This window comes from Paenibacillus pasadenensis DSM 19293, from assembly GCF_000422485.1.
Taxonomy (GTDB): Bacteria; Bacillota; Bacilli; order Paenibacillales; family Paenibacillaceae; genus Paenibacillus_O; species Paenibacillus_O pasadenensis.
In genome coordinates this window covers 69450-81849 of record NZ_KE383859.1, presented here as the reverse complement: position 1 = coordinate 81849, position 12400 = coordinate 69450, and the positions used below count along the sequence as shown (strand labels likewise).

At 65.8% G+C, this 12400-nt stretch carries 11 protein-coding genes; all 11 read right to left on the bottom strand.

Features of this window, described 5'->3' with window-relative positions:
• Positions 1–1282 precede the first annotated feature (1282 nt).
• Positions 1283–1627 carry a thioredoxin family protein gene (locus H582_RS0123705; RefSeq protein WP_028600519.1) on the bottom strand — a complete coding sequence of 115 codons (345 nt, stop codon included), beginning with the start codon at positions 1625–1627 and terminating at the stop codon, positions 1283–1285.
• Positions 1628–1653: 26 nt separating this feature from the next.
• The gene (locus H582_RS29380) at positions 1654–3216 is read right to left on the bottom strand and encodes a copper amine oxidase N-terminal domain-containing protein (protein WP_127464536.1); all 1563 of its coding nucleotides are present in this window, start codon (positions 3214–3216) and stop codon (positions 1654–1656) included.
• Positions 3217–3293: 77 nt separating this feature from the next.
• Entirely contained in the window at positions 3294–4979 is a 1686-nt protein-coding gene (locus H582_RS29375) for a putative polysaccharide biosynthesis protein (protein ID WP_043111935.1), read from the bottom strand.
• A 229-nt stretch (positions 4980–5208) separates the two neighbouring features.
• Positions 5209–5937 carry a ThuA domain-containing protein gene (locus tag H582_RS0123690; RefSeq protein ID WP_028600518.1) on the bottom strand — a complete coding sequence of 243 codons (729 nt, stop codon included), beginning with the start codon at positions 5935–5937 and terminating at the stop codon, positions 5209–5211.
• Positions 5938–5986: 49 nt separating this feature from the next.
• A complete protein-coding gene (locus H582_RS0123685) occupies positions 5987–6475 on the bottom strand; it encodes a DUF456 domain-containing protein (protein ID WP_028600517.1) in 489 nt (162 codons plus the stop codon).
• A gap of 2 nt (positions 6476–6477) precedes the next feature.
• Positions 6478–7230 carry a Cof-type HAD-IIB family hydrolase gene (locus H582_RS0123680; protein ID WP_028600516.1) on the bottom strand — a complete coding sequence of 251 codons (753 nt, stop codon included), beginning with the start codon at positions 7228–7230 and terminating at the stop codon, positions 6478–6480.
• Positions 7231–7420: 190 nt separating this feature from the next.
• Complete coding sequence (locus H582_RS0123675) at positions 7421–8476, bottom strand: glycosyltransferase family 2 protein (protein ID WP_028600515.1); 1056 nt, start codon at positions 8474–8476, stop codon at positions 7421–7423.
• A 165-nt stretch (positions 8477–8641) separates the two neighbouring features.
• Positions 8642–9526, bottom strand: coding sequence for a metal ABC transporter permease (locus H582_RS0123670; RefSeq protein ID WP_028600514.1), 885 nt, complete (start codon positions 9524–9526; stop codon positions 8642–8644).
• A 1-nt stretch (position 9527) separates the two neighbouring features.
• Positions 9528–10496: a metal ABC transporter permease gene (locus tag H582_RS0123665; protein ID WP_028600513.1), complete on the bottom strand. Its 969-nt coding sequence runs from the start codon at positions 10494–10496 to the stop codon at positions 9528–9530.
• On the bottom strand, positions 10493–11413 hold the full coding sequence (locus tag H582_RS29370; protein ID WP_084137578.1) for a metal ABC transporter ATP-binding protein: 921 nt from the start codon (positions 11411–11413) through the stop codon (positions 10493–10495). Before H582_RS29370 ends, H582_RS0123665 begins: the two co-directional genes overlap by 4 nt.
• Positions 11410–12378: a metal ABC transporter solute-binding protein, Zn/Mn family gene (locus tag H582_RS0123655; protein WP_052333610.1), complete on the bottom strand. Its 969-nt coding sequence runs from the start codon at positions 12376–12378 to the stop codon at positions 11410–11412. The genes H582_RS29370 and H582_RS0123655 overlap by 4 nt, the downstream gene beginning before the upstream one ends.
• Positions 12379–12400 lie beyond the last annotated feature (22 nt).

Here is a 12400-nt window from a genome sequence, read left to right as displayed (position 1 = left end):
TCCAACCCGAATAATTCGGGTTACAGCGGCTCGCAAGCCCTTCTTTCAGGCTGCAACCGATACGCCTGCCTACCGGAATGACTTGATTTGACCTCACAACCCCGACCGTTCTCCCTCCACTCGCCCGAGTTACTCGGTTTTTCCGCGCAACTCTGACCGTTTGACCCTCCACTAACCCGAGTTACTCGGTTTTTCCGCGCATCTCCGACCGTTCGGCCTCCCAATGCCCGAGTTACTCGGTTTTTCCGCGTAACCCCGACCGTTCGCCCCTCCACTGGCCCGAGTTACTCGGTTTTTCCGCGCATCTCCGACCGTTTGACCCTTCACTCGCCCGAGTTACTCGGTTTTTCCGCGTATCTCCGACCGTTTGACCCTTCACTCGCCCGAGTTACTCGGTTTTCCCGCGCAACTCTGACCGTTCGACCTTCACATATCCGAGACGACCGAGTCGAGATTTCCTTGGAGCGCAGGATATTGGCGCGCCTGCTCGATGAGGGGCGAAAGCGCTTGGTTCGCGCCCGGTATGGTTTACACGCCCGAGTCGAGGGGGGCGGGGCAGCAAGCCGCATGCGGCTTGCTGGCTGATCTGCAGCCGCCGAATCGTACCGGCCGCGAGAAGCGCTGCCGTCTCCCAGGTATGCGGGAGACGGCCCCCTCCCCCAAATAAAAAGAGGGAGGGGCGGGGCAGGGACAAGGCAAGCGGAGCGAGACGATGCCTTTCGGAGAAGCGGCAGCGGTCCTCTTGGAAGACGGATGGCCTCCGAATAGGAGGTCAAAAAATCAGGGCATCCGGCTTCCAGTGGAATCGGAGAAAGGCTCGGCTCGCGCAGCCGCCTTCTTGTCCACCGGAGTGGCTCGGCTCCCGCAGCCGCCTTCTTGTCACTCAGATCGCGCAGCGGGCTTCTTGTCCATTGGACTTGCCGGCTGCCTGCCGAGAAAGGCTCGGCTCGCGCAGCCGCCTCCTTGTCACCGGAATGGCTCGGCCTGCGCAGCCGCCTTCTTGTCCACCGGAGTGGCTCGGCTCCCGCAGCCGCCTTCTTGTCACTCAGATCGCGCAGCGGGCTTCTTGTCCATTGGACTTGCCGGCTGCCTGCCGAGAAAGGCTCGGCTCGCGCAGCCGCCTCCTTGTCACCGGAATGGCTCGGCCTGCGCAGCCGCCTTCTTGTCCACCGGAGTGGCTCGGCTCCCGCAGCCGCCTTCCGTCTCCGGCCCGTTCCGGACACGGAACATCAAAGAAGGCCGAAGCCTAGAGCGGCTTCGGCCTCCTCCTATCCGCCGGCGGTCAGCCCGGGAGGGCGTCCGCCACTTCCAGCGCCCGATCCAGAAACTGCTCGATCTCCTCGCGGGACTTGCGCAGCTTGTTCACGAAGCGCACCAGCTCCTTGCCTTCGCGGAAGGCGACGAAGCTCGGGATGCCGAGGATATTCAGCTCGGAGCAGAGCTCCGGCAGGTCGTCCCGGTCGATCTCGACGAACGCGATGCGCCCGGCGTACTTCTGCTCGAGCTCCGGCATGAACGGATCGATGAAATGGCAGTCCGGGCACCAGGTCGTCTTGAATACGGCGACGGTGACGCCGCTATTCGAGACGGTCTGGCGGTACTGCTCTTCGGTCGTCAGCTTCTGCATGGGAATCTTCCTTTCCGGTTGCGGGACTATCCGACTTCGCGGACGATCTCGACGATGTTGGAATAGCTGGCCTTGGTCATGCTCGCGGTCGCTCCGAGCAGCTTGGCGATGTCCCGGGCCGGGACATAAAGCGTGCCGTCGACGACGGTCGGCGGGAAGCTCAGCTGCGTCTTGGCGGCGCCGGAATAAACGGTCTTGCTGCCTTTGGCGAGCCAGATCGTCTGGCCGCGGGCTTCATCCTGGAGCGCCCATTTGCTGCGGCCGCTGTCGTAGGTCAGCGACGCGCCCATGCTGTCCGCGAGCGAGCGCAGCGGCACGAGCGTCTGTCCGGACGGCACCGAGATGTAGCTGTCGTAGCCGTACGCGTAGAATTGCGCCGACTGGCGGCCCAGCTGCAGCTCCTGCTTGAGCAGCTTATACGCGTCGGAGCCGCGGTCGAAGTCCCGGAGGAAGCGGGAAGCTCCGGCTGTCCCGGACCAGCGCTCCGGACTCCAGCTCACGGCATCCGCTTGCGGCTTGTCGGCGGCGACGGCTCCGTTCACGTTCCACAGCTCCGTCTGGATCCGCAGCGAGACCGACGACACCGGGATGTCCTCGGACGCCGCGGCTCCGGGAGCCCAGGTCAGCGCCGCATCCAGGCTGCGGATGTCGAGGCCGGCATCCAGCAGCAGCTTGACGTTCAGCGAGCTGCCGTCGGTGAACATCTCCTCGAGCTCGCCCGCGTCGCGGGCTTCCTGCATCGAGTCGGATGCTTCCTGGAGCATCTCCGCGAGCGCTTCCCGGCCTTCCTCCACGAATGCCGGCTTGTCCGCGTCGGACAGCGGCTCTCCGTCCTCATTGGCCGCTCCGGCCTCCGGATGGTCCTGCAGCACCTCGAACAGGCCGTCCAGCATCGCAGCGAGCCCCTCGGAGTCGGACAGCAGCGCCTTGACATAAGCATGCGCCCAATCGAACAGCTCCATTCCCTTCCAGCCGGCGTCTACTTGCCACAGCGCCGAGCCGCCGCCGTAGACGCTCTGCGCGACCGGCTGCACATTCAAGCGGCTCGCGTTCGGCAGGTTGTGGATCCAGTACGCGCCGGCGCGGTCGACCAGATCGCGGACGAGCGCGCCGGTCTGCTCCGGCGTCGCCTCGGAGCCGCCGACGATATCCGTCAGCGAGGCGCCCGAGCCGAGCTCGAGCAAGGACGCCTCGTCGAGCGCCAGCGAGATCGGCCGCTTCAAGCCGTCGATGCGCAGAATCGCGGACGTCTCGTCCTGCTGCAGCGAGAAGCCGATCTCCTTGCCGCCGACGAGCAGCGCGCCGCTCGCGGAGCTGCGGGATCCGCTCTCGACCTTGGCGGAGTCGATGCGCAGGCGCAGGTCGCGCAGCAGCTCCAGCTGCTGACGCTCGCGCTTGTCCAATCCCTCGAACGCTTCGGGCTCGAAGGCGACGGCCAGCGCGACCGTGCTGCGGCTTTCTTGAGTCTGGGCCTTCATCGACTGCAAGATCGCCGTGTTGAGGTCCAGTCCGGCGATCGACTGGCAGCCGGCCGCCGTGACAGCCAGCAGGCAAAGCAGGATCAAGCTTAATCGGAATTTACGGTTCAAAAGACCCACGATCCTCTCTCGTCTCTATCAAATCCCGTCTATTCTACCATGACAGGAAACGAATGGGAAAGAGAGGCTCACAAGCCTGCCGAGGCCTGTCCCTCGCGCCGTCCGAGCCGCCGCACGAGCGGCAGCAGCAGCTTGCGCAGCGGGCCGGGGAAGCTTTTGGCGTCGGCCTCGCGGATGACGCCGAGCGCGATCAGCAGGAAAAGATAGAAGAAGCCGCAGACGAGGCTCGTGGCGATCGCGCCCGCGAGGAAGACGAGCTTGGCGTGCAGCGCCGTGCCGAGCATGCCGCGCACGGTCATGTCCGTGCCGAAGCCGGCCGCCGCGGTGATGAGCACCGCCGCCAGATAAGGCGTCCAGCGCTTGCCGAGCACCTGCAGCCGCACCTTCTGGCGGATCGCCAGCAGGTTGAGCGAGGTGATGACCATGAAGCAGAGCATCGAGGCGAGCACGAAGCCGTACCCTCCCAGCAGCGGACCGAGCAGCAGGCTGCCGACGATCTTGACGGCGTAGCCGATCAGCGTGCTGATCATCGCCGGCCGCGGCGTGCCGAGTCCGAACAGGATCGAGTTGGACGTCATCATCGTAATCTGGAAAATCGTGCCGACCGTGAGCGCCGCGACCATGCCGCTGGCGGCCGGGTCGACGAACAGCAGCCCGTTGACGCTATGCGCGGCCACGGTGAGCAGCAGCGCCGCCGGCACGCCGGTGAACACGACGATGCGCATGACGAGCGACGCCTGGCGCTGCACCTCGTCCAGCCGGCCGACGGAGTTGGCCGCCGACAGCACCGGCAGGATCGACTGGCTGAGCGCGATCGCCAAAATCGGCGGGATGCCGGCGATCGACTGGCCGTTGTAGATGAGGTAGTTCCGCACCTGCTCCGCGGCCGCCTCGCTGGCGAAAAAGCCGTCCGTCCAGCGGATGAAGAACGACGCGTCGACGAGATAGATGAACTGCACCGTCATCGCGGTCACGACGACCGGAATCGACATCGCGAACATTTCCTTGTAGATGGCCTTCAGCCGCATCGGCGGCGCCGAGCGGCGCCCCGTCTCGGCGGCGGAGGCCGCCGCGGCCTCCGCGCCTGCCGCCAGCCGCTCCTCTAGATCGGAGCGCTTCAGCTTGCGGGCGTAGTACAGCATGACGAGGAACGCGCCGATGCTGCCGAACACGCTGCCGAACGTCGCCGCCGCGGACACCCAGGTGTCGCCCCAGCCGAGGTTGAAGACGGCGACCGCGAGCGCGACGCCGAGCAGCACGCGCGCGATCTGCTCGACGATCTGCGAGATGCCGCCCGCGCTCATCATCTGGCGGCCCTGGAAATAGCCGCGCATCATCGCGATGACGGGGAACAGGATGAGCGCAGGCGCGATGGCGCGCACCGATGCCGCCGCGCCCGGAGATTTGGCGATATGCTCCGCATACCAGGGAGCGAGCGCCCACAGAGCCACGGCGAGCGTCACGCCAGTGACGACGCCGAACAGCAGCCCCGCCCGGTAGATGCGCTGGGCTTCGTCCGGACGGCCGATCGCATAGCGCTCCGACACCATCTTGCTGATGGCGCTCGGAATGCCTGCCGTCGCGATGACGAGGAGATACAGGTAGACGTTGTTGGCGATGCCGAGATAGCCCGAGCCGCCGCCGGTGAACAAGTAATCGAGCGGAACCTTTTGGAACACGCCCAGCACGCGGGCGATCAGAGCCGCGGCAGCCAGAATGAGCGTGCCGCGAATGAGAGAGTCCTTTTTGACCATAGGAGGGTCCATCCTTCTTCCTGTGCAGATCTGGCGTCGATCTGAGAATGACGAGTGCAAGAGGCCGTCAGGCCGGCTTCTGACAGTGTATCACAAAAGGCGGGCTTGCCCCAGCCGTTCGGACGCATCGCCGCGGAATGGAAAAAAGCCGAATCCGGGCCGCGCGAAGGCGGCCGGATTCGGCTCGGATGCCTGCTGCGCTTTTGCTTTAGACGCAGCAGATAAGGATTTAGTTTTTGGCGCTGATCGGCTCGAGAGCCGGCTCGCTATGTCCGCGCACCGGGGTCGCGGCGTTGGACGGAGCGGCCCAGCGCACCGAGTTGCCGATGACCTTGAGCACGTTGGCGTCATAGTACGTCGGATGCGTCTCATGGCCGGGACGGAAGTAGAAGATCTTGCCTTGGCCGCGATGGAACGTGCAGCCGCTGCGGAAGACGTTGCCGCCCTCGAACCAGCTGACGAATACGAGCTCGTCCGGCGCCGGGATGTCGAAATGCTCGCCGTACATCTCTTCCTGCTCCAGCACGAACTGCTCCGGCAGGCCGGAAGCGATCGGATGCGCCGGGTTGACGACCCAGATGCGCTCGCGCTCGCCGGCTTCGCGCCATTTCAGGTCGCAGCCGGTGCCCATCAGCTTCTTGAAGATTTTGGAGAAGTGGCCGGAGTGCAGCACGATCAGGCCCATCCCCTCCATGACGCGCTTGTGCACGCGCTCGACGATCGCGTCGTCGACGCGGTCATGCGCCATATGGCCCCACCAGACGAGCACGTCGGTGTCGGCCAGCACGCTCTCGCTGAGGCCGTGCTCCGGCTCCTGCAGCGTCGCGGTGCGGATTTGCAGCTCGGCGTCCGCCAGCCCTTTGGCCAGCGTGTTGTGGATGCCGTCCGGATACACCTTGCGCACCTCTTCGTGTTCCTGCTCGTGAACGAATTCGTTCCAGATCGTAAGCTTGATCATGGGAATGGATCTCCTTTTCGACTTTCAGATTGGATGATTGAATGGATGGTTAATTCAGCAGCCAGATGACGAACAGCACGATCATGGCAAGCTGCAGCGCGATCTTGACGAGCGTGCTCGACAGCAGGCCGACGACCGCGCCGAAGCCGACCTTGAGCGACTTGTCGAAGCTTGAGCCGGCGATCAGCTCGCCGATGACCGCTCCGGCCAGCGGACCGATCAGGAGGCCGAAGCCGGGAATGACGAACGGTCCGGCGATGATGCCGATCGTGCTGCCGATGACGGAAGCGCGGGAGCCTCCGAATTTTTTGACGCCCCAGGCGTTGACCGCATAATCGGCCAGGAACAGCGCCGCGACGATGATCGTCTGCAGCGTCCAGAATACCCAGCCGAACGGCTCGAAGCCGATGAAGAAGCCGTAGACGAAAAAGGCGGCGTAAATCGCCAGCGCGCCCGGCAGGATCGGATAGACCGCTCCCGCCATGCCGACCGCGAACAGGGCGATGACGAGCACCCAGCCGACGATGTCGAGCGCCATCGTCATCCCCGCCCTTTCAGCACGAGCTCTCGGATCGCATAGGCGACGCCATGCTCGTTGTTGCCGAGCGTGACCGCGTCGGCCGCTTCCTTGACCTCGTCCTGGGCGTTGCCCATCGCGATGCCGAGGCCGCATTCGCGGATGGCGGCGATGTCGTTGAGGCTGTCGCCGATGGCGACCGCTTCCTCCATCGCGATGCCGAGCAGGCCGCACAGCTCGCGCAGCGCCGACGCCTTGTTCACTCCGAGCGGATTGAGCTCGAGGTTCCACGGCGAGGAGTTGGTGATTTCCAGCGAGCCCCAGCTCTCGATTTCCTGACGGATCGACTCGCGGATCGCGTCATTCTCCGTATGATACCCGAACTTCATCCAGTGAAGACGGTCAAAGCCGTCCGCCGGCTCGATCCACTTCTCCTTGTTGAACACGCCTTCGACGGCATAGCCCCAGAACCAAGGCTCCGCGTGGCGGACGGCCAGCTCGTGCAGGCGGCGGATCTCCTGCGCTCCCATGAGCGTCCGGCGGTGCAGCACATGCGGCCGGCTCCAGATCTCGCTGCCGTTGACCGTGATGAGCGGCGTCTCGAGTCCGAGCTGCTCGGCGAACGGAATCGCTCCCTGAAAGCCCCTGCCAGTCGAGAAGCAGACCGTGATTCCGGCTTCCATGGCGCGTCCGATCCACTCCGCGTTCTCCTCGCTGATCGTCTGCGTGTCCGTCAAAGTCGTTCCGTCCATGTCCAGGGCAAGCAGCTTGTACATTGTGCGAAGTTCCTCCCTGCCAGATGGTTTCCCCTGCCATTCTATCACAGCGGGCAGGCAAACGCTCGGCGAAGAGGGTCAACCGTTTGAACGTGCCGGCCTCTTCATTATAGGACGTACGGCCCGGCCATTCTCCATCCGATCTTGGCGAATCCTCGTTCGATTTTGGCATGTCCGCTCCCGCGGCCGCTTACCATAGATCCAGCGCGCGCCGCAGCATCCGGCTGCCGCCGCTTCTTCCCGTCAGCAGGCGCGCCGCCAGCAGCAGCGCATAGAGATGCGGCTTGGCCGCGAGCGAGCGGCGGCAGTAAGCCAGCGCTTTCGCCCGGTCGCGCTTGGCCAGATAGGCCATCGTGAAGTATTTGCCGGCAATGCCGTAGTCGATGCCTCTCAGGCAGCGCCTTCTCGCCGACTCGCCGATCGCGTCCGAGCGCTCCACCTGCAGCCGCAGCTGGCGGCGGACGGCGACGGAGCGTTCGCCGAGCGCCTCGAAGCGGCTCAGCAGCTCGGCATCGAGCGCATCGGGATCGATGCGGCGGCGGTCGCAGAAGAAGTAGAGGCTGTCGTCCGACTCGTAATAGACCGAATGCGGCTCGGGCTGCAGCGCGATGCGGAAGCGGTCGAAGAAGCGCATGAGGAAGGTCGTGTCCTCGCCCAGATGATGCTCTTCTCCGATCAGCCCGACCTGGTCCAGCAGCTCGCGCCGCAGCACCATCGTGTTCAGCTGGAAGAAATTGCGGGGCATCCGCAGAAACTGCTCGAACAGCCCCTTTCCGAACACGATCGCCGTCCCGTCGCGGTCGAACCGCTCGCCCATCTCCCGCAGCAGCCGCTGCTCCGTCTCCCCGTCGAAGGTATTCGTCTCGATGTCACCGTGCCGCTCGAGCCAAAGGGCAAAGGCGACCTCCGCCCCCGTCCGCCGGAGCGTGTCCAGGCTCGCCTCCAGATGGCGCGGCAGCCAGCGGTCGTCGGAATCCAGAAACGCCACATAGTCCCCCCGAGCCTCCAGCAGGCCGCAGTTTCTCGCTCCTCCCGGTCCTTTGGCCCGCTCGCTGCGGACATAGCGGATGCGCGGATCGAGCCGGGCCAGCTCCTCGACGACGCCCTTCGTGCCGTCCGTGCTGCGGTCGTCCGCGACGATCAGCTCCCAGTGCTGGAAGCTCTGCTCCCGGATCGACCCGATTGCCCGGGAAATGACATGGGCGCGGTTATAGGCGGGCATGACGATGCTGACGGTTGGCTGCATGAGTTCTCCCCTATCCCTCATTTTTAGGGAAGATTTTCGCGTTTTTTCGCGTTTTTCCTTCTTTCGTCAAAAGAACGCCGGAGCCTCCGCGAGGAAGTCCGGCGTTCGGTTGAAATGGATTCCGCCATCCGCCGCCACATGCCTGATCGGCGACGGCGCCTTCCGTCATGCCGCGCGGCGGCTCAGGCGGGAGCGCCGCAGCTTGGCGGACAGCAGGCCGTGCTTCGGCGAGAGCAGGAACGACGCGGCGAACAGCGCGGCCGCGGCGACGACGATGCAGCCGGCGATGGAGGCGTCGAGCCGCACGGCCAGCGCATAGCCGAGCACCGTCGAGGCGACGCCGATAAGCGCGCTCAGGCCGATCATGACGCCGAGCCGGTCCGTCAGCAGATAAGCCGCAGACGGCGGGATGACGAGCAGGCCGACGACGAGAATCGCGCCGACGCTTTCGAACGAGCTGACCGTGGCGACGGAGACGAGTCCCATCAGCAGGTAATGGAACAGCGCCGCCGGGATGCCGACAGCCGCAGCGAGCATCGGGTCGAAGGCGCATAGCTTGAACTGCTTGTAGAACGTGCCGATGACGGCCAGCACGAGCAGCAGCGTGCCGCCGAGCAGCCAGACCGAGCGCGGGCCGAGATCGACGCCGCCGATCTGCAGCGTGTTCCAGGCGGCGTAGGCGATCTCGCCGTACAGCACGCAGTCGAGATCGAGGTCGACCTGGCGCGCGTTCAGGCTGACGAGCACGACCCCGATCGCAAACAGCGCCGTGAACACGACGCCGATGGAGGCGTCGCTCTGGATGCCGCGCTGATTGAACCATTGGATCAGGAACACGCACAGCAGCCCCATGATCGCGGCCGCGACGAGCATCAGGATCGAGCCGCGCGAGCCGCTGACCATGTAGGCGATGACGATGCCGGGCAGCACCGAGTGGCTGATGGCGTCGCCGATCAGCGCCATCCGGCGCAGGATGAGGAAGCAGCCGAGAATGGCGCAGCTGACGGCGGCGAGCGAGCCGGTCAGCAAAATCCAGAAGTCCATGCTCATGTCAGCCGGCCTCCTTTGCCGATGTCGAGGATGATGCCGACGCGGACGAGGCTGCCTCGGCCGCATGCAGCAGCAGCCGGCGGCGGGCCTCGCGGCGCGTCAGACGGGCCGTCAGCAGCCCTCGCTTCGTGCCGAACACGACCGAGACGAGGAACAGCGCCGCCGCGGCCAGCACGCTGACCGGACCTGTCGGCAGCTGGCTCACCTGGGAGCTGATCCACGCGCCGAGCAGGCCGCTCACCATGCCGAACAGGCCGGAGAGCGCGAGCATGCGGCCGAGCCGCTCTGTCCAGAAGCGGGCGGAGACGGCCGGGGTGATGAGCAGCGCGGCGACGAGCACGACGCCGACCGCTTGGATGCCCGCCACGACCGCCGTGACGAACAGCGCCTGCAGGATGAAGTCCAGCACCGACACCGGGAAGCCCGCTCCCTTGGCGAACGCCGGGTCGAACGAGAGCAGCTTGAATTCCTTGAACAGCAGCGTGCATGCCGCCGCGAGCACGACGCTCACGCCGGCCATGAGCTGCACGTCCGAGCCGATCATCGAGGCCGCCTGGCCGAACAGGAACTTGTCGAGCCCGCTCTGGCTGCCGTCGCCGCTATGCTGGATCATCGTCAGCAGCACGATGCCGACGCCGAAAAACGAAGACAGCACGATGCCCATCGCCGCGTCCGGCTTGATCCGCGAGCGGGCCGTAATGATCCGGATGGCGAGCGTGCCGACGATGCCGGCGGCGACGGCGCCGAGCATGAACAGCGGCAGCGACTTCGTGCCGCTCAGCAGGAAGGCGACGCAGATGCCCGGCAGCGCCGTATGCGCGATCGTGTCGCCCATGAGGCTCTGGCGGCGCAAGTAGGCGAAGCAGCCGATCATGCCGCTGCTCAGGCCGAGCAGCATGCAGCCGAGCGCGATCCAGCGCAGGTTCGGATCGCTGGCGAGCGCGGAAAAGGAATTCCAGAGGCCGTTCATGCCTCTGCCCCCTTTGCCGATGCGGAGGCAGGCTCAGCCGCGCGGAGCGGCGCAGCCGCCGCTGAGCCGGACTCGGCAGCGGACGGAGATGCCGCCGCCGCGGCGAACGCCATCCGCCCGCCGTACGTCCGCTGCAGGTTTTCCTGCGTGAACGTCTCGGCCGTCGGGCCGAACGCCTGCAGCGAGACGTTGAGCAGCAGCACGCTGTCGAAGTAGTCCGGCACGGTCGCCAGGTCGTGATGCACGACGATGACCGTCTTGCCCTCCGAGCGGAGGCGGCGCAGCAGCTCGACGATCGCCTTCTCCGTGGCGGCGTCGACGCCGGCGAACGGCTCATCCATGAAATACAGGTCCGCCTCCTGCGCCAGCGCCCGCGCCAGGAAGATCCGCTGCTGCTGGCCGCCGGACAGCTGGCTGATCTGCCGCTCGGCGAACGCCTCCATGCCGACTCCTCTCAGGCATTCCATGGCGATCGCCTTCTCCTTGCGGCCCGGCCGCCGGAACCAGCCGAGCCGGCCGTAGCGGCCCATCATAACGACGTCGAGCGCATGCGTCGGGAAGTCCCAGTCGACCGACTCGCGCTGCGGCACGTAGCCGATGCGTCCCCGCACCTCGGCGACCGGCCGTCCGAACGCCCGCACGCTGCCGCCGAGCGAAGGGTTCAGGCCGAGGATCGTCTTGATGAGCGTCGACTTGCCGGCTCCGTTCGGGCCGACGATCGCGATCAGCTCGCCCTGCGGCGCCTCGAAGCTCACCTCCCGCAGCACGGCCTGGCTGCGGTAGGCGGAGCTCAGGCCGCTCACCTCCAGCACCGGCGGCGCGCCCTCTTGCCGCCGGGCCGGCCGCGCGCCTGCTCCTTGGCCTTGCTCGGACGGCGAGGCTTCGAGCCCGATTTCATTCCGTTCGCTGCTGCTCATGATGCGCTCTCTCCTTTCAATGCGTCCGCGATCGTATCGACGTTGTGCCGGAACATGCCGACATACGTTCCCTCCGGCGTGCCCGCCTCGCCCATCGCGTCGGAGAACAGCTCTCCGCCGATGACGACCTTATGGCCGAGGCGTCCTGCTCCCTCGATGACCGATTCGATCGACTTGCGCGGGATGCTCGACTCCACGAACACGGCCGGGATGCCGCGCTCGACGAGGAAATCGCGCAAGGCGGCGACGTCCTTGGAGCCGTATTCGGAGGCGGTGCTCATCCCTTGCAGTCCGGTCACCTCCAGGCCGTAAGCGCGGCCGAAGTAGCCGAAGGCGTCATGGGCGGTGACCAGCACGCGCTGCTGCTCCGGGATGGAGCCGATCCGCTCCAGCGCATAGGCATGCAGCTCCTCGAGCTCCGAGAGGTAGGCGTCCGCACGCTCGCGATAGCCCGCCTCATGCTCCGGGTCCTGCTCGATCAGCGTGTCGCGGATCTTTTCCACGGCATGCTTCCACAGGCTGGCGTCGAACCAGACATGCGGATCGGGCGAGCCCGAGCCCGGCTCGCTCTCGAGCACCTGGTCCTCGGGAATGCCGTCCGTGACGGCGACGACGGGCCGGGAGCGGCCAAGCTTCTCCAGCACCTCCGTCATCTTGCCCTCCAGATGCAGCCCGCCGTAAAGCACGACGTCCGCTTCGTCGAGCTTCACCATGTCGCCGTGCGAAGCTTTGTACAGATGGGGATCGACGCCTGGTCCCATCAGCGCCGTCACGCTCACCCGCTCTCCTCCGACTTCCTTGGCCGCGTCCGCGATCATCCCGGTCGTGGCGGTCACGGCCAGCGCGGCCGCTGCGCCTCCTTCCTCCTTGCCTCCCGCTTCGCCGGCTTGGCCGCAAGCCTGGACGGCCAGCATCGTTCCGAGCAGGACCATGCTGCCGATCAGCCTCTGCATGCTTCGTTGCATCGCTAGCGTCTCCCCTCTCTTT